Below are 24,452 nucleotides of genomic sequence, written 5' to 3' on the forward strand. Positions count from 1 at the left end.
CGGTGGGTCGGCCGGAGCCGGCTCGGCCGGAGCCGGGTTGGCCGGCGGGTTCGGGGGAACCGGATCGACGGGCCCAGGAGCCGCCCCCTCCTCCGGGGGAACGGGCGCCTTCGGCTCGGGCGCCGGGGGTTCCGGCGGCGGCGCGGGCCGCACGGGGTCGGTGATCACCGGCTCCGACGTCACCTGCTCAGACGTCACCTGCTCCGATGTCACCAGCGAGTTCCCGCTCGAAGCGCCCGGGTTCCGTTGGGCACCGGCGCGGTCGATCGACGGGGTCGACCCGGCGACACCGGCACCGGCGCCGACGGCGCTCGGCGCGACCGCGGTGCCGCGCGGGACCGGCACCTGGGTGGCCCCTTGCCCTGCCGACGCTCCCGACGCTCCCGCGCCGACCGCCGCGCGCTGGGCCGGTGGCACCGAGCCGTCGGAGAACGTCACGACGCCCGGCGAGGTGGCGCTCGGCGACGCCGGAGCCGGGTCGGTGGCCGCGTCGTCGCGGTCATCGTGGGCTCCGGCCCACCACGCCCCGCCGAGCAGCAGGGCCGCCACCAGCGCCGAGGCACCCATGAGCCCGGCCGTCGACACCGCGCGGCGCCGCGGGCCGGGGTGGGTCGAGGTGCGGAGTGCCGGGTCGACCGGCTGCGTCGCGGAGCCCGGTGCGTACGCCCAGGCGCTGGTCGAGGCGCTCCGGCCCGCGCCACCGAAGCCGGCGTTCGTTCCGATGGCCCGGTCGCCGCCCGCGAAGCCCCCGGAGTCGGCCGGTCGGCGCCCGGCACCCAACACGGTCGCTTGCGTGTCGGCCTCCGACCAGGCAGCGCGGCCGGCGGCAGGCGCGGCGCTGCGGGAGCGATTCGAGACGACGGTGTCGATGCTGTCGAACCCACCGAAGGGAGCGGTCCCGGGCGCCTCGAAGCCGCCCGGCGCGCCCGATGACCGCGAGGCCGTGGCGACGGCCGGCGGTGCGAAGGACGCGACGGTCAACGGCTCGGTCGATGGCTCGTTCGACGGTTCGGTCGAGGGCGGGGCGCCGGCCGGGCCTTCAGCCCCCGCAAACCCCGCAGACCCAGCAGCTCCCGCGGACCCGGCGGAGGAACCGCACGAACCGCAGAAAATCCCCGCAAAGGCTGCCCCGCACACGCGACATGTCTTGACGCTCATGGAAATTCCCCCCTCGGGTGCGCCCCGAGCACCCGGCGGCCGGTACGCTACCAGATCGTCGTTCAGGGGCTGGGGGCCATGGGGATAAACGGGGATTCCGGACAGGCGCGCGGACACCGCGCGGCCGGCCATCCGCACGCGCCCGACGGAGCGCACGCGCGCGATGAGGCCCAGGAGCACGCCCGCGGTCAGGCTCCGCGCGGCTTCGGCACGGCCGGGCGGGACCCGGTCGCTGCCGCCGACCACGCGAGCGCGGCCGACTCGACGGCCGACTCGGCCGGCTCGGTCTCGGAGGAGACCCGCCCGCTTCGGCCGAGCGACCCCGACCGGCCGCCGCTCACCCTGACGATGGGCGAGCGCACCTGGCCGCTGTCGCCGCTGTCGCCAAGCCCGTCGGCCTCGCCGAGCGCAACGGCCACATCGACTACATCGACTACATCGACTCTGCTCATCGGCCGGCTCGCCGACGCGGACGTGCACATCGACCACCCCGAGGTCTCCCGCCGGCACGCCGTCGTCGAGGTCTCCCCGGACGGCCACACCCTGCTCACCGACCTCGGGTCGGTCAACGGCACCTACATCGGCGGCCGACGCATCACGACCGTGCGCCTCACGCCCGGCACGGCGATCCACCTCGGGCCCGGCACCGCCTCCCCCGTCCTGACCGTGCGCACGGCCACCAACGGGCCGGGCGACTCGGCCGGCTCTGGGGCCGACCGCGGCCCGGCCCACCTCGTGCCGCAGACGGCGGACGGCACGGTGACGATCGGCCGGTCCGAGGACAACACGCTGACGATCGACGACCTGCAGGCCTCGCGCCACCACGCCCGCGCGACGCGCGACGGCGACGGGTTCTGGATCGAGGATCTCGGCAGCCTCAACGGCACGTACGTCAACGGTCACCCGGTCACGGCCGCGTACCTCGGACCGCGCGACCTGTTGACGATCGGGCAGCGGCACTTCCGGGTCGAGGACGGCACGCTCGTGATGACCCGGCAGCGCCGCGAGGTGAGCCTGTCCGCGCACGGCCTGCGGGTGGTCCTGCCGGGCGGCAAGACGCTGCTCGACGGGGTCGACCTCGCGCTGCCGACGTCGAGCCTCATGGCGGTCATCGGCCCCTCGGGAGCCGGCAAGTCGACGCTGCTCGGCGCGCTCACCGGCTCCCGGCGGGCCAGCGCGGGCACGGTGACGTTCGACGGGCGCGACCTGTACGAGAACTACGACGAGCTGCGCCGGCGCGTAGGCCTGGTGCCGCAGGACGACGTGGTGCACCCTCAGCTCACCGTGCGTCAGGCGCTCGAATACGCCTCGCGGCTGCGCTTTCCCGCCGACCTCGAGCCGGCCGCACGGCGCGCCCGCATCGACGAGGTCGTCGCCGAGCTCGAGCTGACCGAGCACGCCGACACCCGCATCGACCGGCTCAGCGGCGGCCAGCGCAAACGCACGAGCGTGGCGCTGGAGCTGCTCACCGAGCCCTCGCTGCTCTTCCTCGACGAGCCCACCTCGGGCCTGGATCCCGGGCTCGACAAGTCGGTGATGACGACGCTGCGCACGCTCGCCGACGGCGGCCGCACGGTGATCGTCGTCACCCACAGCGTCGCCAACCTCGGCATGTGCGACCGGGTGCTGCTGCTCGCGCCCGGCGGCAAGGTCGCCTACTTCGGGCCCCCGGAGTCGGTGCTGTCGTACTTCGCGTGCACCGACTACTCCGACGTGTTCACGATCGTCGCCGCCCACCCGGACGAGGTGGCGCGGCGCTTCGCCCGGCACGCCGCCCGCGAGGACCCGAACCGCGATCTGGCGCCACGCAGCCGTGCGCCGGAGCCCGATCCGCCGCGGCGTCAGCAGCCGCTGCTGCGGCAGGTCGGCACGCTCGCCGCGCGGCACCTGCGGGTGCTGGGGGCCGACCGCTCGTACACCGCGTTTCTCGCGGTGCTGCCGATCGTGCTCGCGCTGCTCGTGCTCGCGGTGCCCGGCAGCGCGGGGTTCGGGCCGCCGGGCGCCGACCGGCCCACCGAGAAGCTCCAGCTGCTCGTCGTGCTCATCGTCGGCGCCGCGTTCATGGGCATGGCCTCCAGCGCCCGCGATCTCGTCGCCGAACGCCCGATCTACCGCCGCGAGCGAGGAGTCGGTCTCTCCCCGATGGCGTACCTGGCGGCCAAGGTGTTCGTGTACCTGGGCATGGCGTTGCTGCAGTCGGCGGTGCTCGTCGCGGTCGTGCTCGCGGTGACGGACCCGCCGAGCGCGGGCCTCGTGCTCGGCAGCGGCTCGGCCGAGCTGTTCGTCGCGGTCGCGGCGACGACCTTCGCCAGCGCCGCCCTCGGGCTGCTCATCTCGGCGTGCGTGTCGACGTCGGAGCAGGTCATGCCGCTGCTCGTCGTGGCGATCATGGCCCAACTCGTGCTCTGCGGCGGCCTCATCCCGGTCGCCGACCAGGCCGTGCTCGAGCAGCTGGCGTGGGCCGCGCCGAGCCGGTGGGGGTACGCAGGGTCGGCCGCGACGGTCGACGCGCTGTCGGTGCCGCGGGTGGCGCACGACGGGTTGTGGGAGCACACCGCCTCCGCGTGGTGGACGGCGATCAGCGTGCTCGGCGGCCTCACCGCCTCCGTGCTGGCCGCCACGTGGGTGCGGCTGCGGCGGGTCGGGGCCTGACCCGCCGCCCTGGTTACGGCCGGGGCCGCGGGACGCCCGGCAGCTTGGGGCGCAGGGCGCTCGTCGCGTAGGCGGCGCCGACGGCGAGCGCCAGGGCGGCGAACGCGTCGTGTCCCTGGCCGGTGATGCCGACGATCATGAGCATGCCGGTGGCCGGGCCGCGCAGGGAGGTCGCGAGCACGGCGGCGGCGCCGAGCACGGCGAGCGACGCGATCGGCACGTCGATGCCGGGGAGCGCGAGCTGAGCGAGATGCCCGAGGATCGCGCCGGACAGGGCCCCGGCGGCGAAACCGGGGGCGAGGGTGCCGCCGACCGCTCCGGCCCGCAGCGTGAGCATCGTCAGGAGGCACTTGCCGACGAGGGTGGCGAGCGCCAGGCCGAGCCCGATGCCGAGGAAGGCGGTCTGCATCGCGGCGCGGCCGTTGCCGAGCACGAGCGGGAACCACCAGGCGTAGACGGCGGTGGCGATCCCGGCCAGCGGCAACGTGAGCAGGGTGAGGTTGCCGCGCTGCGAGGTGGCCTTGACGTGGTCGGCGACGTCGCCGAACCAGCCGCCGAAGGGCCCGAGCAGGAGGCCGACGACGAGGGCCCACACGAGCAGGTGCCAGTCGGTGCTGTCGAGCATCGGGGCGGCGAACTGGTGCACGGGGTCGACGACGACGCGGGAGACGATGACCGCGATGACCGACATGCTCAGGCAGGTAGCCGCGATCGTCGTGGAGATCTGCGCGAGCAGCAGTTCCATCGCGAACACCGCGCCGCCGAGCGGCACCTGGTAGACGGCGGCCAGACCGGCTCCGGCCGCGGCCCCGATGAGCACCCGCCGATCGTGCTCGGTCAGCCCGTGGTTCCCGAGCCGCGCGGTGAGCCGCTCGCCGGCGAGACCACCGAGCTCGCGCGGGGCGACCTCACGACCCACCGGCAGCCCGGCGCCGACGCCGATCATCTGAAAGGCCGCGTTGGCCACCGTTCCCCACACCGGAGTCGGTTTGCCCGCGACCATCCCCTCGACGCCGACGAGCGTGACGCGCCGGCGCAGCAGCCACCACGCGAGGGCCAGCACGATCGAGACGACCGCGACACCCAGGCTCATCCGCCACGCCTCGACACCGTTGGTGAGCACCTGGCCGTGCTCCTCGCCGTGGCCGTAGACGATCTCCTCGGTCGCGTGCAGGATCCACGTGAGCAGCGCGGCCCCCAGCCCCGCCAGCACCCCGAGCACGACGACCAGGCCGGTGTAGGCGAGCACGCGCGCCGGGGCCCACCGGCCGGCCGCTCGATCGGGATCGGAGCCCGAACCGGAGCGCGCACCGGACGCCGGCTCGGGGGCCGGATCGGGGGTTCGTTCGGACGTCGGTTCATGCGGGCGCTGGGGACGGACCACGAGGCGGAGACTATCGCGGCCGCCCGGCCGGGTTCGCGTGTATTGTCGCCGGTCACGGCGGCGTCGCGAACCGGTGGCATGCAACCTCGTCACCCTCGACCGGCTGGGCAACGAAGCAGCGCGCAACGACCAGACAGGTGATGTCGGGCGAGAGCGGGCCCCTAAGAGACCGTGGACGGCCCGGCGACGGCGGCCCCGGCGGCGGCGCATCGGGCGCGCAGGGCGCGGTCGGCGGTGACGACGAGCACCTCGTCTCCGGGCCCGGACGCGGCGACCGCCTGCCGGGCCTGGGCGACGATCTCGTCGTCGCCCTCGCCCGGGGCGTGCACGGTGCGCACGCCGCCGTCGATGCCCTCGGGCACGCCGGCGCGAGCCTTGCCCTCCAGAACGAGCACGACCTCGTCGGCGAGTGCCCCGGCCGCGAGCCTGCGCACCAACCGGTCGTGCAGGCGGCGCGCCGCGCCCGGGCGGTCGCGCCACCAGCCGTCGGGGCGCGAGCCCACGACGTTGGCGCCGTCGACGATGAGCACCTTCATGTCCACCACTGTGCTCGCCGATCGCCCCGCTGTCAGGCGGGCTTGCCGTCGGTGGCGGACCGGACGCGCCGCCCCGATCGGCCCGAGAGCCACAACCCGGCGGCGATGATCGCGGCGCCGACGAGGTGGAACCACCACAGCCGCTCGCCGACGAACACGAACGCGAGCACCGCCCCGAAGACCGGCATGAGGTGCAGGAACTGTCCCGCGCGCGCCCCGCCGATGAGTTCGACCCCGCGGTTGAAGCAGGCGTACGACACAATCGAGGGGATCACCGCGACGTAGGCGACCGCCGCCAGGGCGCCCGGGGTGAGCGGAATCGTTCGGCCGCCCGCCACCTCGACCGCGGCGAACGGCAGCAGCACGAGCGCCCCCGCGCCGAACGTCACGACCAGCAGCGACAGCGGATGCACCGGCGGCCGGCTGCGCAACGCGACGGTATACACCGCGTACGACGCGACGGCCAGCAGGATCCACAGGTCGCCGACCGTGACCCGCAGCCCGAGGCCGCCGAAAGGCTCACCGCGCGTGATGACGAGCCAGACTCCGGCCAGCGAGACGACGAGCCCGACCAGCTGCACCGCGCGCGGCGGCTCCCGGTGCAGCAGCGCCGTGACGACGATGATGAGCACCGGGCAGACCGACTGCAGCAGCAGCCCGTTGACCGCGGTCGTCGTCTCCAGCCCGCGGTACACGAGCGTGTTGAAGACCGCGACGCCCGTCACCGACAGCACGGTGAGCACCCGCCAGTGCCGCCGCAGCCGCCGCGCGTCCGCCCGCAGGTGCCGCCACGCGAACGGCAGCAGGATGGCCCCGGCGATGACCCAACGGGCCAGCGCCAGCTGCACCGGCGGCACCTGCCCGCCCACGAGGCGACCGACGACGAAGTTGCCCGACCAGCCCAGCACCGCCACGCACAGCAACAGCGGCCCCGACGCGTAGATCCAGCTCAGCACGCCGACTCGTTCGCTGGTCATTGCGGCACGCTACCGAGCGACCGTCTCGGGCTGCGGGCGCCCGGCGCCGGGACCGGCCCGCAACACCCGCGAAACACCGTGCCGCGACGGGGTAACACGTCGTTGTTAGCGTGCGCTGCGCACGCACCCCACCCCGCCCCGCCCCCGCCCTGAACGGAGTCGCGCATGAAGGTCATCGTCATCGGAGCCGGCATGGGCGGCCTGTGCGCGGCCATCGCCCTGCGCAACAACGGTCACGACGTGACCGTGTACGAGAAGGTCACCGAATGCCGGCCCGCGGGCGCGGCGATCTCGGTGTGGTCCAACGGCGTCAAGTGCCTCAACTACCTCGGCCTGACCGAGCAGGCCGCGGCCCTCGGTGGCCCGATGCACCGGATGGCCTACATCGACGGGTCGACCGGGGAGACGATGTGCGGGTTCAGCCTCGTCCCCCTCGTGCAGCAGGTCGGTCAGGCTCCGTACCCGATGTCACGCACCGCGCTGCAGGCCATGCTGCGGCGTGAGTTCGGCGAGGACCGCATCCATCTCGGCCAGAAGCTCGTCGGCGTCGAGGACGACGGCGCCGTGGTGACGGCGCACTTCGAGGGCGGCGGCAGCGACTCCGGTGACCTGCTCGTCGGGGCGGACGGGGCGCACTCGACCGTCCGCGAGTACGTGCTCGGCGGGCCGACGCCGCGGCGCTACGCCGGCTACGTCAACTGGAACGGGCTCGTCGACATCGACGAGCGACTCGCGCCGGGCGACCAGTGGACGACGTTCGTCGGTGAGGGCAAGCGGGTCTCGCTCATGCCGGTGGCGGACGGGCAGTTCTACTTCTTCTTCGACGTGCCGTTGCCGCCGGGGCTGCCGGAGGACCGCGAGACCCTGCGCGGCGATCTACGCCGGTACTTCGCCGGCTGGGCGGAGCCGGTGCAGCGGCTCATCGAGGCTCTCGACCCGGCGCGCACCAACCGGGTGGAGATCCACGACATCGAGCCGTTCCACACATGGGTGTCCGGCCGGGTCGCGTTGCTCGGCGACGCCGCGCACTCGACGTCGCCCGACATCGGCCAGGGCGGCTGCCAGGCGATGGAGGACGCCGTCGTGCTCGCGATGTCGTTGCAGACCAACACCCTCGGTGTCGAGGACGCGCTCGTGCGGTACCAGGATCGCCGCAGCAGGCGGGCCGGCGATCTCGTGTTGCGGGCGCGGCGCCGCTGCGACGTGACGCACGGTGTCGACCCGGCGGCCACCGCGGCCTGGTACGAGGAACTGCGCGGCGAGGACGGGACCAACATCATCCGCGGCATCGTCGCGAACATCGACGGAAACCCGTTGGGCTGAGCGGCCGGTCGCCGACGGTTCAGCCGGTGATGCCGGCGGCGCTCAGCCCGGCGCGCAGGATCTCCAGGTCGTCGTCGGTGGACTCGACGAGCGGCAGCCGCACGCTGGCGTGCGGGATGACGCCGAGTTCGACGAGGGCGGCCTTGGCCATGATCGCGCCCTGCGAGGTGGTCATGATCGCCTCGACGGCGGGCACGAGCCGACGATGCACGGCGCGGGCCCGGTCGAGGTCGCCGGCCTCGACGGCGTCGACCATCTCGCGGTACTGGGTTCCGGCGACGTGGCCGACGACGCTGATGACGCCGCTCGCGCCGAGGGCGAGCCAGGCGAGGTTGTCCTCGTCGGCGCCGGAGTACCAGGCGAGGTCGGTCTGGTCCATCAGCTTGGTGGCGGCCCACTGGTCGCCCTTGGCGTCTTTGACGGCGACGATCCGCGGGTTCGCGGCCAGCTCGGCGAGGGTCGCGGGCGCGAACGGGATTCCGGTGCGGCCGGGGATGTCGTAGAGCATGATCGGCAGCTGGGTGGCGGCGGCGACCGCCTCGCAGTGGGCGATGAGCCCGCGCTGGGTCGGCTTGTTGTAATACGGCGACACAAGCAGGAGCCCGCCGACGCCCGCCTCACCGGCCGCCTTGGTCATCTCGACACAGTGCTTGGTGTCGTTGGAGCCGACGCCGGCGACGACGTGGGCGCGGTCGCCGACCTGGTCGGCGACCGTGCGCATCATGTCGACGCTCTCGTCGAAGCTCAGGGTCGAGGACTCACCGGTGGTGCCGTTGACGACGATGCCGTCGTGCCCCGTGGCGAGCAGGTGTTCGACGAGGTCGCGGGCGCCCTTGTGGTCGACCTCCCCGTCGGGGGTCATGGGGGTGACCATCGCGGTGAGCACGCTGCCGAAGGGGCGGGAGGGTGTCGTCATGGTCTCAGGGTGCCCGGCGAGATTGCACACGTCCAGCAACCCTTTCTGGCGTGTATTCGGAAAGGTCGCTTCATCGCCGTAGGGTGGGCGGATGCTCGATCCGCAGGCCCTGCGCGCATTGGCGGCGATCTCGCTCACAGGTTCGGTGGCGGGTGCCGCGGACGAGCTCGGGTTCACGGCCTCGGCGGTCTCGCAGCAGGTCAAGCGGCTGTCAGTCCAGGTCGGGGTGCCGTTGACGGCGCGGGTGGGGCGTGGGGTGGTGTTGACGCCGGCCGGGCAGGCGCTCGTCGACGCGGCCCCGGAGGTGTTCGCGGCGTTGGAGCGGGCGGGCGACGCGGCCCGGCGCCGGTCGGCGACGGTGGCGGGCACGTTGCGGCTCGCGGCGTTCTCCACCGCGGTGCGGGGACTGGTGACGCCGCGACTGCCGGGGTTGGCGGCCGCGTTTCCGGCGCTGGACCTGGCGATCGACGAGCTGGACCCCGCAGAGGCGGCGTCGGCGCTGTCGTCGGGCGCGGCGGAACTCGCGCTCGTGCACGACATGGACGGGGTGGCGCTGCCGCTGCCCACGGGGGTGCGATCGCGGGCGGTGCACACCGACGTGGGTGACGTCATCGTGCGCTCGGATCATCCGCTGGCGCAGCGGCGTTCGCTGACGGGGCGCGACCTCGTGGGGTCGACGTGGGTGACCTCGCCGCCGGGCACCGCCTGTCACGACTGGTTCCAGCGCCTGTTCGTGGGCGCCGAGACGAACCCGCGGGTGCTGCATCGGGTGGACGACTTCTCGACCCAGCTGGCGCTCGTGGAGGCGGGCGGGGTCACGGCGCTCATTCCCCGGCTGGCCCGCCCGGCGCTGCCGGCCTCGGTGCGCGCCGTGCCGGTGGAGCCGGCCCCGGTGCGGCGCGTCGACGCGGTGTGGCGGGCGAGCTCGGAGTCCAACCCCGCGCTGCTCGCGGTCATCGACGCGCTGGCCGGTGAGTCGCCCGCCGCGACGGGGTCTGGTGTGGAGGCGTCCTGAGGGGCAGGGGGTCTGGGCGCCCGACGAGCCGACGAGCCGACGAGCCGACGAGCCGAAGCGGCCCGCCGCCGTTGGCGACTGGCGCTGCGGCCGGGCATCCGGCGGGCCGGGGCGTTAGCCGGCGCGTGGTCGGTTGCCGATGGGGGTGCCGTCGGCTCTGGACCATCTGACTTCGCCGACGACCACGACGCCGACGAATCCGTACCGGTGCACGACCGTGTGGTGGTGTCGGCACAGCAGCGCGGTGTTGTGGCGGTCGGTGGGGCCGCCCATCAGCCAGCTCACTAAGTGGTGTCCGTCGCACCAGGCCGGGGGCATGGAGCAGCCGGGGAAGGTGCATCCGCCGTCTCGCATGGCCAGGTAGGTGGCCAGTGCCGGGGTGATCAGGCGTTTTCCGCGGCCGAGGTCGAGGGGTTCGGGCCCGGTGCCGAGGATGGCGGGGATGATCTGGGCGTCGCAGGACAGGACGCGGACCTGGCCGGGGGTCAGGGTGTGGCCGAAGGCGGTGGTGCCGCAGCCGTGGTTGTGGTCGGTAAGGAACCCGGTGCCGCCGGTGCGTTCGCGGTGTGTGCGCACGAGGTCGGCGAACACACCGGGCAGGGCCTCGGATTGCCCGGCGACCAGGTCGGCGAGCTTGATGGTCACGACGACCTTGGCCTTGGCGCCGGTGCCGGGGGTGTTCTTGTCCGGGACCGCCGCGTGGGCCGCCAGCGCGACGAGCGCGTCCGCGCGGCGTTCACCCGCGGTGCGCAGGTCGGGCTCGGGCTTGCCGGCGGTCGCCGCGTCACGGGCGTCGTCCTCATCATCGGCGGGCCCGCCATCTGCGGCACCGGCGGCACCTGCGTCATCGGCACCATCCGCGGCGCCCGCGGCGTCTGCGTCAGTCACACCGTGCGAGTCACGGCCGGCGGGCTTGGTCGGCCGCGGCGCGCTCAACGCGTTGATGGCAGCGATCACCACGGCCGCCGACGCGGGGTCGAGCCGCACCCGGCCCTCATACATCCCGGTCCGCGGGTTGAGCGTCAGCTCCGTGAAGTCACGCCGCTCGTACCGCCGTTCGCGTTCCTCGTACTCGCCCTCGGTGCCGTACTGCCCGATCAACTGCTCTTCCATCGCCGCCAGCTCACGCCGGTTCACCCCGTGCGCAGCCAACCCGATGAGCGCGTCCATCACGCCGTCCCAGGACTTGACGGTGATCGACCCCTGCAACCGCCGGTAGGTGGCGGCGAGCAGGTCCGCGGCTTCGACGGTGACCCGTCCCTCGAGCACGGCCTCGCGCAGCGGCGCCGCGTCCTGCCGATCACAGATCCGCGCGATCGCCCCCAACGCGCGTGCCCGACTCGGCGACACCGGCACCCCGGCCTCGACATGGGACTGCTGCACCCAGGCCGGTACCCGCGGATGATCCGACTCCGCGATGACCCCACGGTCTTCGGCCTCAAGAACGACCGCCGCCTGCGCGGCACACGCCGCAGCCACCGCACCCGCCGCCGCGGCAGCCAGCTCCGGCAACTCATCGGACCCGACCCGCGCCAACAGACCCGGCAACCCCGACAACGCCGCGCGCGCCGCCTGAACCTGCCCCAGCAGCGCCTCCCCTACCGGCGCAGCCACCCCGCCTCCCGACACATCGACGCTGTGAGTCGCGGAATTAGATGGCACGTCTTCGGCGGTGATAGCCGTCGCGGGTTGTCGTGTCGCCCCGCGGGCTCACAAGCGATCGGTTTGCATGTCGAGCCATGCTTCAGTGGGAGCCTGTCACCTGATCGAGGAATCCGCGGTATGAGTCGATGACGCCGTGTGCCAAGAGCGCGCGCGGCCAGAACACTCCCGTCACGAAGCCGATGAATTCGGAATCATCGACCATTGGGCGCGCCATGGAGTGCACCGCGTCAACCCATGTGACCTCGACGTCTCTGCCGAAGATCCCACGGTAGACCTCGGCAGTTTCGTGGACGTCGACGTTTCGGTCATGCTCGCCGGCGAGGAGTAGCCACGGCATGTGATGTGTGGCCGCTCGGGTGAGATCGCTGGTGGCGTCGGCGCGGAAGTTGCGCTGAACAAATCCCCACCGCTCGCGGGTCATGGGGTCGACCTCGGTGGTCTCACCGAGATACTCCTCATAGCTTGCCCCGCGCTCCAGGAGCGCATTCGTGCTGACGCTTGCGGCTTCGGCGCGGGCGCGCTGTTCGGCATCTGCGCCCTCGTGATCGAGTTCCGCTTGAAGGTTGAACTGTCCTTGTCTCAGCCAGTTGATAGCGGTACCGACTGCCACAACGCCGGCAATGTCGTCGCGGTCGGCGACCACCTCGGGAATGACCCAGCCCGCTTGACTCGCACCCCACAGGACGATCGTCGACGTCGGGACATCTGGCTGCGCCGCAGCCCAGTCGATCGCAGCGCCTACCTCTGCGGCTCGGTCGGGAAGGCTCTGCGCGAGCCAGTCGCCATCCGACCCGCCGACGCCGGGTTTGCTCCACGAGAGCGTCGCGTATCCGCTGGCGGCCGCGCCATCAAACCACGGGTCGTAGAGACCGTTCTGCGTCGCGTCGACGGGACCGTCCCCGTGCACCATCACAACGACTCCCTGAGCCTCGCCGCTCTTGGGTGTCGTCAAGACGCCCGACAGGTTGCCACCGGTCATCGGAATCTCGACGTGCCGCTCATCGAACGCATACGAGTTGCCGACCAGCGCGACCCCAATTGCACCTGCAGCAATAACGAGGACGACACTGGCAACGATGGCCATCCACCGGATACTTCTCTTCATGTGAACGATCGTACACTATGCGATAGACTCGGGGGATGGAGATCATCATCGGGCACGGCTTTGCCGCGGCGGAGCGCGATCGAGTCGCGGCTCTCTACTGGGCGGCTTTCCGGCGCAAACTCCGCCCCGCCTTCGTCTCAGCGGAACGCGGCCTGAGTGTTGTGACGGCGTCGCTCCGGTCGGACCGCACCCTCATCGCCCGGTCTGGGAACGATCTCGTAGGGATGTGCGGCTTCCACCGTGACGGCGCAGGCGCCGTGCCTGTGACCTGGCACTCCCTGCGGGCCAGCCTGCCCTGGCTTGCCGCGGCACGGGCCGCACTCGTACTCAGCCCCCTAGCCCGTGGAGACGTGGATGACACGATGGTGCTCGATGGGATCTGTGTGGACGGTGCGAGCCGGGGTCGGGGAACGGGAACCGCCCTCCTTGAGGCGGCCGTCGAGCTCGCCCGTAGCGAGGGCCTGCGCTCTGTTCGCCTGTCGGTCGTGGACACGAACCCTCGCGCCGAAGCGTTGTATCGACGTCGCGGGTTCGAACAGGTCTCGGCCGGGGCGCTGGGCCCGCTCTCCAGCGTGTACGGTTTCGATCGCTATCTAACCATGGAGCGGAGAGTCGACGAGTGAGCAGTCGGATCGCAGGGCGCACCATCGTCGAAGCGTTCCTCCCGATGCGCGGGAAGGCGCCTCTCGCCCGCATATACGACACGGCCGACCTCCTCGGCACGGGCGACCAGCCCGTCCGTCTCGCAATCCGTCGAATGCAGGCAGCCGACGAGCTGACACAAATCGGACGCGGACGCTCAGGCACGCTCGAACTCACGGATACCGGACGGGAGCGCATAGACCGAGATCGATCCGCACTCGCCCTAGCGTTCAAACAAGATGCTGAGAAAGAGCCGTGGGACGGCTCATGGAACCTCTACGCGATCGGCGCGCCAGAGCGCGAGCGCGCCGCCCGCGACTCCCTACGCCGGACCCTCCTCGCGTCCGGCGCCGCCTCACTCGCCACCGGCACATTTCTGAGCCCCCACGATCTCCGACCACACCTGGACCCTGCCATGGGGCGGTACGTGATCTCAGCAACCGCGAGGGATCTCAACATTCGAGGCGTCACAGATCCGCGGACGATCGCAGAAGAACTCTGGCCCGCCGAGCCCATCGACTCCGCATACGACGTCATTGCAACAGCCATCAGGCAAGACGACCCCACCGCCCACGCCGACGTCCGACGCATCTTGCTCGCCGACGCCCTTGAGTCCGCGCTCCGCGATGACCCCCTCATCCCCCTCGACCTGCGCCGCTCTCCCTGGCGACCCGCCATGCTCCGCCGAACATGGCTCGAGTGCTGGAACGACATCGCGCCATCAGCTGCATACTCGGCATGGGACACCGTGACCGCATCGGCAGGTTGAGCCAACTGTGGTCGTGCACCTGTTCGCAATCGACCGTTCATGAGTCAGTCGGCGCTCTCCTCGCTCGGTTCGGCGAGTCGTGTCTCATGACTCGTGTCTACGATCTATGTAAAGCAGGCGGCGTTCGCGATACGCTTAGACATGGCCACGATCGGTTACGCCCGCGTCTCGACCCGGGATCAGAATCCGGACGGCCAGACCGATGCGCTCGAAGCTGCGGGGTGCGACAAGATCTTTGTCGAGCACGCGTCTGGCACCCTGGTGAAGAGGCCGGCGCTGACGGATGCCCTCGGGTATATGCGAGGGGGCGACTCGCTCGTGGTGACGAAGCTTGACCGGCTCGGCCGGTCTGTGCGAAACCTTAAGCAAGTCGCGGATGAGCTTCAGCAGCGTGGGGTTGGGTTGAAAGCCCTGTCGCAGGGCATCGACACCACCACGCCTGGTGGCCGGTTGTTCTTTCATATGCTCGCTGCGATCGCGGAGTTCGAGCACGACCTCATCGTGGAGCGCACCCACGACGGCCTCGCGGCCGCCCGCGCGCGGGGCCGGAAAGGCGGCCCGAAGTTCAAGATGACGCCGACGAAGATTCGGCAAGCCCGGGCGATGTACGACGAGGGCGGCCACACCGTGCAGGAGATCGCCGACACGTTCGGGGTGTCCCGGCCCACGATCTATCGGCACTTGGCCGAGCACGTCGAGCGGGCCTGACGAGGGATCATGGCGCACCTCAGCGACCGGCAAAAGGCCGAGCTTGTGCGCCAACACCAGGACGGGGTGCCGTGGACGCGGCTTGCGGAGCACTCCGGCGTTGCGGTGCGTACCCTGCAACGCTGGGCAGCTCGGATTGAGACGGGTCAGCTCGCGAGGGCCCCTCGCCGTGATAAGGGATCGACGCGCACTGCCGCCGAACTGGTAACCGCAATCGAGGCGCTTGCTGTGCGCCGGCCCGCGCCGACGATCGCGTATATTCACCGTCGCATCGGTGACATTGCCCGGGACCGTGGATTGTCAGCCCCGGGATACACCACGGTCCGCGAGATCGTGCGCGCGCTTGACCCAGGCCTTACGACTCTCGCTGACGGCGGGGACGCGGCGTACCGGGACAGATTCGAGCTGGTCTACCGACGCAAGACGTCTGCCCCGAATGAGCAGTGGCAGATGGATCACACCCTGCTCGATGTGATAATCCTCAACGACCGACAGCAGCCCGTCCGACCCTGGCTCACCATCGTGCTCGACGACTACTCGCGAGCTATCGCCGGCTACACGGTGGGCGTCTCAGCACCGACGGCCGAAAACTCCGCACTGGCGTTTCATCAGGCCGTCGCTCGGAAACGAAACCCGGCGTGGGGGGTGTCCGGGCTCCCGGACATCCTCTATAGCGATCATGGGTCCGACTTCACCTCGACCAGGATCGAACACGTCTGCCTCGACCTACACGTGCGCCTGATCCACTCCCGCGTCGGCGTTCCGCAGGGCCGCGGCAAGATCGAACGGTTCTACCGCACCATCACGACCGAGCTGCTGCCGCACCTGCCCGGCTTCATCCCTCACGGCACCGGCGGGGCACCCGTCAGCGAACCCAGCCTGACCTTGCACCAACTCGATGACGTGCTCGAGCGATTCATCGTCAACGAGTACAACGAACGACCACATTCAGCGACTGGCGAGGCCCCGCACGCACGATGGCGGAGCGACAGCTTTATCCCTCGAATGCCCGCCCACCCGGAAGACCTCGATTCGCTCCTGCTGACTGCCACGGCAACGCGGCGTGTGCAACGCGACGGGATCCGCTTCGCATCGACCCGATACATCTCACCGGTCCTCGCCGCATACGTCGGTGAGGACGTCACGGTGCGTTACGACCCCCGCGACCTGGGCGAGGTGCGGGTGTTCCACGACAACACGTTCTTGTGTCGTGCGATCGCGCCCGAACGCTCCTCCGAGACCGTGTCCTTCACGGACCTGCAGGCGGCGAGGAACAAGCAACGCCGCGCCCTGAAACAGCAGCTCCGCGAGCTCACCACCCACGCTGGCTCACTACCTGAAGACACCCGCCACCGCCCCGAAGTCGCGGCTGTACCGGAGAGTGCACCCGACCGCGCAACGCCGCCCCCGGCCCGACACGGATTGAGAACCTATGCCAACGACTGAGCCAGACGACGGCCAACCCATCTCCGTCCTCTTCGAACCAGGCGACGACGGGCGCCGGTTCCTCAGCGGCCACTTCGACGAATTCAAAGAAGCACCACCACCCCACGCAGACACGTGGCCCGCGTTCGTGACCACACGCGAGCACCGCCGGTTCACGGAGTTCGCAGACACCGTCCGGTCACACCGCTACATCGGCCTCTGCTACGGGCCACCTGGGATCGGCAAGACGCTCTCCGCCCGCCACTACGCCGGCACCGACGAATGGGAGCAATGGCACCCGCTCTCGCGCAGCGCGGGAGCGCTGCCGCCCGTGCCCGAAGCAGTCCAACAGAGCCGAACCGCGTTCTTCACCCCAACCGTCGCCGCGACTATCAAGCAGATCGACCAGGGCCTGCCCCGCGCCTGCCAGCACATCTCGTGGGCCATTGACTACGCCCAGCACGGCCACGTCGACCCCTACGTTCACGCCGAATCCCAATACAGCGGGAACACCGAACTGCTCATCATCGACGAAGCCGACCGGCTCAAGACCGCCGGACTCGAACAAGTCCGCGACTTCTACGACCGCCACCGGATGGGCGTCATCCTCATCGGCATGCCCGGTATCGAGAAGCGCCTCGCCCGCTATCCTCAGCTCTACAGCCGCATCGGCTTCGCCCACGAATATCGCCCCCTCAGAAACGACGAACTCACCGCAGTAGTCGCACAGCGCCTCCCGGACCCGGACCCTGACGACGCGGGTCTCGCCCACACGGCAGCTCTTGCCGCGATCGTCCGAGCGACCAACGGGAACTTTCGCCTGGCCGATCGGCTCGTCACCCAGGTCAACCGCATCCTCGACATCAACAAGCACACTCGCCTCACCCCGGAGGCCGTCGACGCCGCCCAGGAAGCCCTGCTCATTGGACGCTAAACGGCGCCGAAGCCACGACACCTACCGCCACGATTCACACATCGACGCCACCGGCCGGTGCCGCAGCACCGTCGGTGACATCACAGTCAGGAGTGAAGTCCATGCCTCTATTTTATCGAACTCACGTATTTTGACCACCGCTCGGAGTGGCGAATTAGCCTCAGCGACAACGAGATTCAAACCCGTCTGCGCGCGACGCGAGATCGACTGCGGGAGAGTCAAATTCGATCAAACTTCACGATGTGATCTGCGTCACTTGCCATCACGGAGCCGCACCGCCGCCCGGACCAGCTCGGCGTTGTCGGACGCCCGCCGACCGTCGGGCAGCAGCACCGAATCCTCGAAGCCGACGCGCGTGTGGTCGCCGCGTCGAAAGGCCTCCTCGACGAGCGGCCACGTCCAGGCACCGGCTCCGTGGATCAGGCGCGGGCACCGAGACTCGGCACCGTCGTGCGCCTCGCACAGCTCGCGCGCGATGCCGACCGGGTCACCGCTGAGGCGGTACGGCTCGCCCGGATCGAGCTCGATGTTCACGCGGTAGGCGTCGGCGAGCACCCCGGACGCGTACAGCCGGCCCAGCTCCGCGGGCGCCCAGAGCCCGATGTCGACCCCGATGCCCACATCGCCCATGGCCGCCATGACCCGCTCGAACCCGGGCTCGGACAGATTGACGGTCGCGCAGTCGACGCCCTCCCAGTCGCGGATCATCGCGATGCGCTCCGCGAGATCGGGCACGATCCACGCGCCGGTGGTCAACCCGACCTCGAGGTCGACCCCCAGCTCGGCCGCCACCTCGCGCACGCGCACGCACGCCTCGTTGACGAGAGCAGGATCCAGGGTCTCGGCACCGCAGGCATCCCGCACGTGCAGATGCACCGAGTCGGCGCCCGCGACGAGGCACGAGCGCACCTGCGCGAGCACCTCCGGCAGCGAGATCGGCATCGACGGGTGCACCTCGGTGCCCCAGGGTCCGTTCGGCGTGACCTCCAACATGGCGAGCACCCTAGAGCCGAGCACCGACAAGACCCGCAGCGGCGGGCGCTACATGCCCCTCAGCCGGCGTCTCGAACCGCTCGGATCTCGGCGGGACCCGAGGCGCCACGAGGCGCCCGGCCGCGCCCGGCGGCGCCCAGCCGCATCACGCTGCGTCGCAACGATCGCCGACAACCCCGACGTCGATGACGAACGGACGCTCCTGGTCGGCGAATGCGTCGTGCGTCACCGGCTCCGCCCGCAGGGCCCGCAACACCGGCTCGTGAAACCGGCGCGCGTCGGACGGCGGGTGCAGGAGCACGATCCGTGCGCCCGGAGCCAGGACGCGGGCCAGGCCCGCGATCTCGGAGGTCGCGACGCTTGGGGCACCGAGGTAGTACAAGGTTTCGGCGACGACGAGAACGTCGACTTCGTGGACACCGGCGGCGTCGAGCACCCGGCCGGCGCCGGCCACGCTGCCGCGCAGCACGCGCACGTTCGGTACGTCGGCCACGCGTCGGCGCGCCCCGGCGACCGCGCGAGCGCTGATGTCGAGTCCCATCACGCGGGAGCCGGGCATCCGAGTGCCGAGCTCCCGCAGGTTGTGACCGTCGGCGCAGCCCAACTCGACGACCACGCCCGCGTCGGGCGGAACCTGCCGCAGCAGAGCCTCGCGTTTGCGCAGCTCATAGGGCCGGTCCGCGTAGTTCCAGGGGTCTGGGGCGACGGCGAACAGGGTGTCGAAGAACCCCCCGCGCACCCGCTGGGCCGCCCGCGGTGGCAGCAGCCCGATGCCCTCGTAGAGCCGCCGGTGCAGCCAGTCGCCGGCCGCGGAGGCCGTGGCACCGGAGCCGGGCCGGGCGCGCGGCCGACCCGGCACCACCCCCGATACCGCCCCGTGCGCCGCGACCGCGAGCAGGCGCGCGCAGCGGACCCACCGAGCGAATGCAGGGGAGCCGGCGGCGTCACCCAAGGAGGTGCAGAGCATCCGGCGACGCTAACTCAGCGCGCCCGCAGCGGCACCTCGACCGAGCGCGACCCGAACGGCAGGTACCGCAGCAGCCGGGCGATCCCCCAGGTCACGAGCGGGGCGGCGACGAACACGAGCACCGCGGCCGGCGAGAAGTCGGCGGGGCGCTGCGGGCCGACGAGCACGATGAGGAACGAGATCGAGTTGAAGATCGAGTGCGCGACCATCGCCACGACCAGAGAACCGGTGGCCTCGAACGCCACCGCGTAGGCGACCGCCATGAGCAGGATGATCGCCACCTGCAGCCCGCCGGAGGGGTGCGCCACGACGAAGAGGTACGCCTGAACGAGCGCCGCCACGACGATCGCCAGCGCGGGCGCCCAACGGCGCGCGATGCTGTCGCGCACGGCCCGGTAGATCAGGCCGCGGAAGAAGACCTCCTCGACGATCGGCGCGAGCACCGCGCTGCCGAGCGCCACCGCGGCCATCCCGGTGAACGACACCGGCGTGGGTGGCTGGACGGCGACCGGCTCCCCGCTCGCGTCGAGCGTGGTGGCCAGCAGGCCTGTCTGCGCACCGAAGGCGATGTTGGCATCGACGCCCGGCACCCACTCGCCACCGACCACCCGCGAGGCGACCACGAGAACGATCTGCAGCGCGATCCCCACGCCGAGACCCCAGGCGAGCAACCGGCGGGCGCCGACGGAGCCGAGCCCGAAGTCCTCGTGCGTCCCGCGGATGAACACGAGGAAGAGGATGACGCCGAGCGCCAGACCGATCGCCATCCGGGTCGGCATGCTCGCCGCGCCGTCGATCGCCACGAGCGTCGGCAGGAAGAAGCCGATGTACCCCAGGAGCGCGACGGCGAGCAGCCGAGGCAGCGGCACGTTCCAGCGGCCCGGTCGTCTCGGACCGGTCACGCCCCCACTCCTTCGGTGGTCGTTGGTCGGGAAGGCGCTTGTGGCGCGCGGTTCGGACATGTCACCACTCTCGGACGAATCACCCGGCAGGCGCATCGGGCCGCGGCATGAACCTTGACCTCGGGCACCCATCGAACGATTGACGGCCGGTGACCTGGCACACAAACCATTCGACAGGCTCCGGCCGGCGCGGTGAGACTGAGGCCATGAGCGCGACGATCCAGGCCGTCGGGGTGGGGGCCGGGTTCGGCGACCGGGAGCTGTTCTCCGGGCTCGACCTCGTCGCCGCTCCCGGCGACGTCATCGGGCTCGTCGGGCCGAACGGGGCGGGCAAGTCGACGCTGCTGCGCGTCCTCGCCGGGGTGCGGGCGCCGGAGACCGGGCGGGTCACCGTCTCCCCCACCGACGCCCAGCTGGGCCTGCTCACCCAGGAGCCGGAGCGCGGGCCGGAGACGATCCGCGCCCAACTCGCCCGTTGCACCGGGGTGGCCGCGGCGCTGCAGGAGATGGACGCGGCGGCGATCGCGCTGGCGGACGCGGCCGGGCAGACCGACGAGCGGCTCAGGGCCCGCGCCGACGAGCGCTACGCCCGCGCGCTCGAGACGTGGCTGCACCTCGGCGGCGCCGACCTCGACGAGCGCCTCGAGGAGGTCGCCGACCGGCTCGGCCTGCGCGTCGACCTGGACCGTCCGACGTCGAGCCTGTCCGGCGGGCAGGCGGCCCGGGTCGGGCTCGCGGCGCTGCTGCTGTCGCGCTACGACGCGTACCTGCTCGACGAGCCGACGAACGACCTCGACGTCGATGGCCTCGACCAGCTGGAGGACTTCGTGCTCGACCTCGACGCGCCCGTCGTGCTCGTCAGCCATGATCGCGAGTTCCTCTCCCGCACCGTCACTTCCGTCATCGAGATCGACCGCAGCCTGCAGCGCGTGGCGACGTACTCCGGCGGGTACGACGCGTATCTGCAGGAACGCTCGATCACCCGTCGGCACGCGCGGGAGGCCTATGAGGAGTACGCGGCGCGGCGCACGCAGCTGCAGGAACGGGCGCGCATGCAGCGGGCCTGGATGGACAAGGGCGTGCGCACCGCGAACTCGCGGGCGGCCCGCCGCGGGGAGAAGGACAAGTTCATCCGGCACCACAACGTCGCCACGTCGGAGAAGCAGGCGGCGAAGGCGAGGCAGACTGACCGGATGATCGAGCGGTTGGCCGTGGTCGAGGAACCGCGCAAGGAGTGGCAGCTGCAGTTCTCGATCGCGGCGGCGCCGCGATCGGGTGACGTGGTCGCGACCGCTCGGGGCGCCCTCGTGCGTCGCGGCGATTTCACGCTCGGGCCGGTCGATCTGCAACTCGACCTGCGGGACCGCGTGGCGATCACCGGGCCGAACGGCTCGGGCAAGACGACGCTGCTCGGCCTGCTGCTCCAACGCATCGCGCCGCAGGCCGGGTCGGTCGCGCTGGGCTCGCGCGTGCTCGTGGGCGAGATCGATCAGGCGCGCGGGGCCCTGGAGGGCTGGGCTGCCGGCTCGACCGGCTCGACCGCCGGGGGTGGTCGGGATAGTGGGAGTTTGACCCGCGTCTTCGCGGCAGAATTACCATCGTTTTCCGACGCCGACGTGCGCACGCTGCTGGCCAAGTTCGGGTTGGTCGGGGATCACGTCAACCGGCCGTTCGCGACGCTGTCGCCCGGTGAGCGCACGCGGGCGGCCCTGGCGCTGCTGCAGGCTCGCGGTGTGAACCTGCTCGTGCTCGACGAGCCGACCAACCACCTCGACCTGCCGGCCATCGAGCAGCTGGAGCAGGCACTCGACACCTTCGACGGCACGATCCTGCTCGTCACCCACGACCGGCGCATGCTGGAGACGGTGCGGCTGACCCGCCGCTGGCACCTCGAGAACGGCCAGGTCAGCGAGATCACCAGGGACTGAGGATCGCACCGCTCACCGCGCGGCGGCCGCCAGCACCGCCTCCCGCAGCACGTCGGCGACCTGCTCGCGGTGCGTCAGCGGGGCGAGATGGCTGGCGCGCCTGATGACCCGCACCCGCGGGTCGCGGCAGTACCGCGCGTACGTGCGCAGGTCGATGCCGAGCTGGTCGAACTGCCCGGCGACGAGGTAGATCGGGCAGGTCACGTCGGTCAGCTGGTCGGCGCGGGCCTCGGCGACGACGGCGGCCCAGGCGTCGGGGGTCACGGCGTAACCGGTGGCGTCCGGAAGGTCGTCGGCCGAGGTGCCGAGGCGGCGCATGACGGAGTTGGCGAACCGGCTCATGCGGTCGGCGCCGACCCGCGGCAGCAGGCCGGCGAAACCGGTGTACAGGCGCGTCAGGCGCGGGTGCCGGGAGGGGTCGGCGGCCGCCCCGATGAGCACGAGGCCCGCCAGGTCGTCCGGGTGGCGATGGGCGTAGGCGGCGCTCACGTAGCCGCCGAGGCTGTGGCCGGCCAGGACGACGGGGCGACCCGGCTCCGCCTGCCCCACCGCCTGCTCGATGATCGCGACGGCGGCGTCGGTGGAGTACGGGCGGCCGGCGCGCGTGCCGTGCCCGGGCAGGTCGACGGGCAGCAGGTCGGCCTCCGGGACGAGTTCGGCGTAGCCGGCCCATTCGCGGGTGTCGAAGCGGGTGCCGTGCACGAGCACGAGCAGCGGGCGGTGGGTCACCCGGCCACCGTAAGCGCGCCGCGCCATGCGTCGCCCCGCCACCCTCCGTACCGTCGAGGCAGCGGGCGTGTGCGCGCCCGCCGAGTCGAACGGAGGTCGCACGATGAGAGTGCTCGTCACCGGCTCCAGCGGATACATCGGCGGCCGGCTCGTGCCCGAGCTGCTGCGGGCCGGGCACACGGTGCGGGTGACCCGCCGCGGCGAGCAGACCCCGACCGCCTGGTGGTCCGAGCAGCTGGAGACGGGGCGGCTGGAGACGGTGTACCTCGAGGCTGCCGTTCCCGCGCTCGTCGAGGCGGCCTGCGAGGGCGTCGACGCGGTCTACTACCTCGTGCACGGGATGGGCGGCCTCGACTTCGAGGAGACCGACCGGGCGGCTGCCCGCAACCTGGCCCGCGCCGTGCGGCGGGCGGGCGTGGCGCGCGTCGTGTACCTGTCCGGGCTCGTGCCGCCCGTGCCGGAAGAGCAGCTGTCGGCGCACATAGCCTCGCGGCTGGACGTCGAACGCATCCTCTCGGCGGCCCCCGCCACGGTCGTCACGCTGCGCGCGGCGGTGGTCATCGGCAGCGGTTCGACGTCGTTCGAGATCGCGCGGCAGGCCGGCGCCCGGGATCGGCTGCCGGTGCGGGTCGTCCCCGAATGGACCGACTCCTTGGTACAACCGATCGCGGTCGTCGACGTGCTCGCCGCGCTGATCGGGGCCCTGACTGTGCCCACCGCAACCCGGTCGTTCGACGTGGGCGGGCCGGACCGGCTCCGCTATTCGGAGCTGATGGACCTGGTCGCCCAGGCCACCGGCAGGCCGCCGCGACCGCGGGTGCGGGTGCCGCTCGTGCCGGTCGAGCTGGCCGCCCAGGCGCTCACCGCGATGACCGACGCGCCACCCTCGACGGTGCGCACACTTGTGGCAAGCCTGAAGCACAACATGGTCTGCGCGGACGACGACTTCGTCGAGGCACTGCTGCCGCCCGGGCATCAGTTGCTGCCGCTGCGTGCGGCCATCGACCGGGCGCTGGCCGCCGGCGGGGGCGACCCGCGCCGGGCCGATCCCATGGGGCCGCTGCCGCACGACCCCTCGTGGGCCGGCCCGACGCCAGCGCGGCCGGAGCGATGAGGCCGGGGTGCCTCGTCGGTCGACATCGACGGACGCGACGACGCGAAGGAGAGCCATGCGACTGGTCATCACCCAGAACCTCACCGTCGACGGGGTCGCCGAGATGCTCGGCGACTGGTTCGACCCCACGGCCCAGGACGAGGAACTGCTCGCGCTGACCCACGAGCAGGACGAGCGCTGCGACGCGGTGCTGCTCGGGCGGCAGACGTTCGAGGACTTCCGCGGTTTCTGGCCGGAGCAGACCGACGACGCCACCGGCATCACCGACTTTCTCAACGCGGTGCCCAAGTACGTCGTCAGCTCGACGCTTGAGGAGCCGGGCTGGTCGAACACGACGGTGCTCCGCGGCGATCCGGTGACGGAGGCGGCCCGGCTGCGCGACCTACCCGGGCGCGACGTCGTCGTCACCGGCAGCATCCGGCTGTGCCACACGCTCATCGGAGCCGGTCTCGTCGACGAGTTCCGGCTGTTCACCTACCCGGTCGTGCAGGGTCGCGGCCGGCGGCTGTTCCCCGACGGGTGGGCCTGCGATGGTCTGGAGCTGGTCGACGCGCGGGTTTTCGGGAGCGTCAACTACGCGGCGTACGCGCCGGGCGCCCAGCGGTAGGTG

At 71.6% G+C, this 24,452-nt stretch carries 21 protein-coding genes and 1 pseudogene; 11 read left to right on the forward strand and 11 right to left on the reverse strand.

Features of this window, described 5'->3' with window-relative positions; translation table 11 throughout:
* A pseudogene (locus PINTE_RS09210) lies at positions 1–783 on the reverse strand (hypothetical protein); the annotation flags it as partial.
* Positions 784–1,236: 453 nt separating this feature from the next.
* On the opposite strand from PINTE_RS09210, the gene PINTE_RS09220 reads away from it, so the two are divergent.
* A complete protein-coding gene (locus PINTE_RS09220) occupies positions 1,237–3,810 on the forward strand; it encodes an FHA domain-containing protein (protein ID WP_245642879.1) in 2,574 nt (857 codons plus the stop codon).
* Positions 3,811–3,823: 13 nt separating this feature from the next.
* Here the strand turns inward: PINTE_RS09220 and PINTE_RS09225 are convergent, their stop codons facing one another.
* The 3 genes from PINTE_RS09225 to PINTE_RS09235 form a co-directional block, all read right to left on the reverse strand.
* Positions 3,824–5,194 (reverse strand): chloride channel protein, encoded by a 1,371-nt coding sequence (locus PINTE_RS09225; protein WP_245642880.1) that lies wholly within the window; start codon positions 5,192–5,194, stop codon positions 3,824–3,826.
* 161 nt (positions 5,195–5,355) lie between these two features.
* The gene (locus PINTE_RS09230; RefSeq protein WP_068429166.1) at positions 5,356–5,730 is read right to left on the reverse strand and encodes a hypothetical protein; all 375 of its coding nucleotides are present in this window, start codon (positions 5,728–5,730) and stop codon (positions 5,356–5,358) included.
* Positions 5,731–5,762: 32 nt separating this feature from the next.
* The gene (locus tag PINTE_RS09235) at positions 5,763–6,707 is read right to left on the reverse strand and encodes a DMT family transporter (protein ID WP_068429101.1); all 945 of its coding nucleotides are present in this window, start codon (positions 6,705–6,707) and stop codon (positions 5,763–5,765) included.
* Between the two features lie 165 nt (positions 6,708–6,872).
* Between PINTE_RS09235 and hpxO the strand changes: the two genes are divergently transcribed.
* Complete coding sequence (gene hpxO / locus PINTE_RS09240) at positions 6,873–8,030, forward strand: FAD-dependent urate hydroxylase HpxO (protein WP_068429104.1); 1,158 nt, start codon at positions 6,873–6,875, stop codon at positions 8,028–8,030.
* 19 nt (positions 8,031–8,049) lie between these two features.
* Here the strand turns inward: hpxO and dapA are convergent, their stop codons facing one another.
* A complete protein-coding gene (dapA, locus tag PINTE_RS09245) occupies positions 8,050–8,946 on the reverse strand; it encodes a 4-hydroxy-tetrahydrodipicolinate synthase (RefSeq protein WP_068429107.1) in 897 nt (298 codons plus the stop codon).
* Between the two features lie 91 nt (positions 8,947–9,037).
* Here dapA and PINTE_RS09250 point away from each other — a divergent pair, with 91 nt between their 5' ends.
* Complete coding sequence (locus tag PINTE_RS09250; RefSeq protein ID WP_068429110.1) at positions 9,038–9,961, forward strand: LysR family transcriptional regulator; 924 nt, start codon at positions 9,038–9,040, stop codon at positions 9,959–9,961.
* A 114-nt stretch (positions 9,962–10,075) separates the two neighbouring features.
* On the opposite strand, the gene PINTE_RS09255 is transcribed toward PINTE_RS09250, so the two are convergent.
* Complete coding sequence (locus tag PINTE_RS09255) at positions 10,076–11,575, reverse strand: HNH endonuclease signature motif containing protein (protein WP_169798497.1); 1,500 nt, start codon at positions 11,573–11,575, stop codon at positions 10,076–10,078.
* A gap of 130 nt (positions 11,576–11,705) precedes the next feature.
* On the reverse strand, positions 11,706–12,710 hold the full coding sequence (locus PINTE_RS09260; protein ID WP_245642881.1) for an alpha/beta hydrolase family protein: 1,005 nt from the start codon (positions 12,708–12,710) through the stop codon (positions 11,706–11,708).
* Between the two features lie 56 nt (positions 12,711–12,766).
* Between PINTE_RS09260 and PINTE_RS09265 the strand changes: the two genes are divergently transcribed.
* The 5 genes from PINTE_RS09265 (at position 12,767) to PINTE_RS09285 (ending at position 17,209) form a co-directional block, all read left to right on the forward strand.
* Positions 12,767–13,354 carry a GNAT family N-acetyltransferase gene (locus PINTE_RS09265; protein ID WP_068429119.1) on the forward strand — a complete coding sequence of 196 codons (588 nt, stop codon included), beginning with the start codon at positions 12,767–12,769 and terminating at the stop codon, positions 13,352–13,354.
* Positions 13,351–14,142 (forward strand): PaaX family transcriptional regulator, encoded by a 792-nt coding sequence (locus PINTE_RS09270; protein WP_217996551.1) that lies wholly within the window; start codon positions 13,351–13,353, stop codon positions 14,140–14,142. Before PINTE_RS09265 ends, PINTE_RS09270 begins: the two co-directional genes overlap by 4 nt.
* Positions 14,143–14,283: 141 nt before the next feature.
* Positions 14,284–14,850 (forward strand): recombinase family protein, encoded by a 567-nt coding sequence (locus PINTE_RS09275; RefSeq protein WP_068429172.1) that lies wholly within the window; start codon positions 14,284–14,286, stop codon positions 14,848–14,850.
* Positions 14,851–14,859: 9 nt separating this feature from the next.
* Positions 14,860–16,296, forward strand: coding sequence for a TnsB C-terminal domain-containing protein (locus PINTE_RS09280; RefSeq protein ID WP_068429122.1), 1,437 nt, complete (start codon positions 14,860–14,862; stop codon positions 16,294–16,296).
* Complete coding sequence (locus PINTE_RS09285; protein ID WP_068429125.1) at positions 16,283–17,209, forward strand: AAA family ATPase; 927 nt, start codon at positions 16,283–16,285, stop codon at positions 17,207–17,209. Before PINTE_RS09280 ends, PINTE_RS09285 begins: the two co-directional genes overlap by 14 nt.
* A gap of 252 nt (positions 17,210–17,461) precedes the next feature.
* Here the strand turns inward: PINTE_RS09285 and PINTE_RS09290 are convergent, their stop codons facing one another.
* The 3 genes from PINTE_RS09290 to PINTE_RS09300 all read right to left on the reverse strand — a co-directional run bounded on the left by PINTE_RS09290 (position 17,462) and on the right by PINTE_RS09300 (position 20,071).
* Positions 17,462–18,202 carry a 3-keto-5-aminohexanoate cleavage protein gene (locus PINTE_RS09290; RefSeq protein WP_068429173.1) on the reverse strand — a complete coding sequence of 247 codons (741 nt, stop codon included), beginning with the start codon at positions 18,200–18,202 and terminating at the stop codon, positions 17,462–17,464.
* A gap of 145 nt (positions 18,203–18,347) precedes the next feature.
* Positions 18,348–19,169, reverse strand: a complete 822-nt coding sequence (locus tag PINTE_RS09295) for a methyltransferase (RefSeq protein WP_084343417.1) — start codon at positions 19,167–19,169, stop codon at positions 18,348–18,350.
* Positions 19,170–19,183: 14 nt separating this feature from the next.
* Positions 19,184–20,071, reverse strand: a complete 888-nt coding sequence (locus tag PINTE_RS09300; protein WP_169798498.1) for a CPBP family intramembrane glutamic endopeptidase — start codon at positions 20,069–20,071, stop codon at positions 19,184–19,186.
* A 206-nt stretch (positions 20,072–20,277) separates the two neighbouring features.
* Here PINTE_RS09300 and PINTE_RS09305 point away from each other — a divergent pair, with 206 nt between their 5' ends.
* Positions 20,278–21,999, forward strand: a complete 1,722-nt coding sequence (locus PINTE_RS09305; RefSeq protein ID WP_068429135.1) for an ABC-F family ATP-binding cassette domain-containing protein — start codon at positions 20,278–20,280, stop codon at positions 21,997–21,999.
* 12 nt (positions 22,000–22,011) lie between these two features.
* Here the strand turns inward: PINTE_RS09305 and PINTE_RS09310 are convergent, their stop codons facing one another.
* Complete coding sequence (locus tag PINTE_RS09310) at positions 22,012–22,728, reverse strand: alpha/beta fold hydrolase (protein ID WP_245642882.1); 717 nt, start codon at positions 22,726–22,728, stop codon at positions 22,012–22,014.
* A gap of 103 nt (positions 22,729–22,831) precedes the next feature.
* On the opposite strand from PINTE_RS09310, the gene PINTE_RS09315 reads away from it, so the two are divergent.
* Positions 22,832–23,842, forward strand: coding sequence for an NAD(P)H-binding protein (locus PINTE_RS09315; RefSeq protein ID WP_068429178.1), 1,011 nt, complete (start codon positions 22,832–22,834; stop codon positions 23,840–23,842).
* Positions 23,843–23,897: 55 nt separating this feature from the next.
* Positions 23,898–24,449, forward strand: a complete 552-nt coding sequence (locus PINTE_RS09320) for a dihydrofolate reductase family protein (RefSeq protein ID WP_068429146.1) — start codon at positions 23,898–23,900, stop codon at positions 24,447–24,449.
* The last annotated feature ends 3 nt before the right edge of the window (positions 24,450–24,452 follow it).

The organism is Piscicoccus intestinalis NBRC 104926, assembly GCF_001515525.1.
GTDB lineage: Bacteria > Actinomycetota > Actinomycetes > Actinomycetales > Dermatophilaceae > Kineosphaera > Kineosphaera intestinalis.

What these genes read in the sequence shown, in the direction of transcription:
- PINTE_RS09220 (WP_245642879.1), top strand. Translation starts at nt 1,237, where the DNA reads ATGGGGATAAACGGGGATTCCGGACAGGCGCGCGGACACCGCGCGGCC.
- PINTE_RS09230 (WP_068429166.1), bottom strand. Translation starts at nt 5,730, where the DNA reads ATGAAGGTGCTCATCGTCGACGGCGCCAACGTCGTGGGCTCGCGCCCC.
- PINTE_RS09235 (WP_068429101.1), bottom strand. Translation starts at nt 6,707, where the DNA reads ATGACCAGCGAACGAGTCGGCGTGCTGAGCTGGATCTACGCGTCGGGG.
- hpxO (WP_068429104.1), top strand. Translation starts at nt 6,873, where the DNA reads ATGAAGGTCATCGTCATCGGAGCCGGCATGGGCGGCCTGTGCGCGGCC.
- dapA (WP_068429107.1), bottom strand. Translation starts at nt 8,946, where the DNA reads ATGACGACACCCTCCCGCCCCTTCGGCAGCGTGCTCACCGCGATGGTC.
- PINTE_RS09250 (WP_068429110.1), top strand. Translation starts at nt 9,038, where the DNA reads ATGCTCGATCCGCAGGCCCTGCGCGCATTGGCGGCGATCTCGCTCACA.
- PINTE_RS09260 (WP_245642881.1), bottom strand. Translation starts at nt 12,710, where the DNA reads ATGGCCATCGTTGCCAGTGTCGTCCTCGTTATTGCTGCAGGTGCAATT.
- PINTE_RS09265 (WP_068429119.1), top strand. Translation starts at nt 12,767, where the DNA reads ATGGAGATCATCATCGGGCACGGCTTTGCCGCGGCGGAGCGCGATCGA.
- PINTE_RS09275 (WP_068429172.1), top strand. Translation starts at nt 14,284, where the DNA reads ATGGCCACGATCGGTTACGCCCGCGTCTCGACCCGGGATCAGAATCCG.
- PINTE_RS09280 (WP_068429122.1), top strand. Translation starts at nt 14,860, where the DNA reads ATGGCGCACCTCAGCGACCGGCAAAAGGCCGAGCTTGTGCGCCAACAC.
- PINTE_RS09285 (WP_068429125.1), top strand. Translation starts at nt 16,283, where the DNA reads ATGCCAACGACTGAGCCAGACGACGGCCAACCCATCTCCGTCCTCTTC.
- PINTE_RS09290 (WP_068429173.1), bottom strand. Translation starts at nt 18,202, where the DNA reads ATGTTGGAGGTCACGCCGAACGGACCCTGGGGCACCGAGGTGCACCCG.
- PINTE_RS09295 (WP_084343417.1), bottom strand. Translation starts at nt 19,169, where the DNA reads ATGCTCTGCACCTCCTTGGGTGACGCCGCCGGCTCCCCTGCATTCGCT.
- PINTE_RS09305 (WP_068429135.1), top strand. Translation starts at nt 20,278, where the DNA reads ATGAGCGCGACGATCCAGGCCGTCGGGGTGGGGGCCGGGTTCGGCGAC.
- PINTE_RS09315 (WP_068429178.1), top strand. Translation starts at nt 22,832, where the DNA reads ATGAGAGTGCTCGTCACCGGCTCCAGCGGATACATCGGCGGCCGGCTC.
- PINTE_RS09320 (WP_068429146.1), top strand. Translation starts at nt 23,898, where the DNA reads ATGCGACTGGTCATCACCCAGAACCTCACCGTCGACGGGGTCGCCGAG.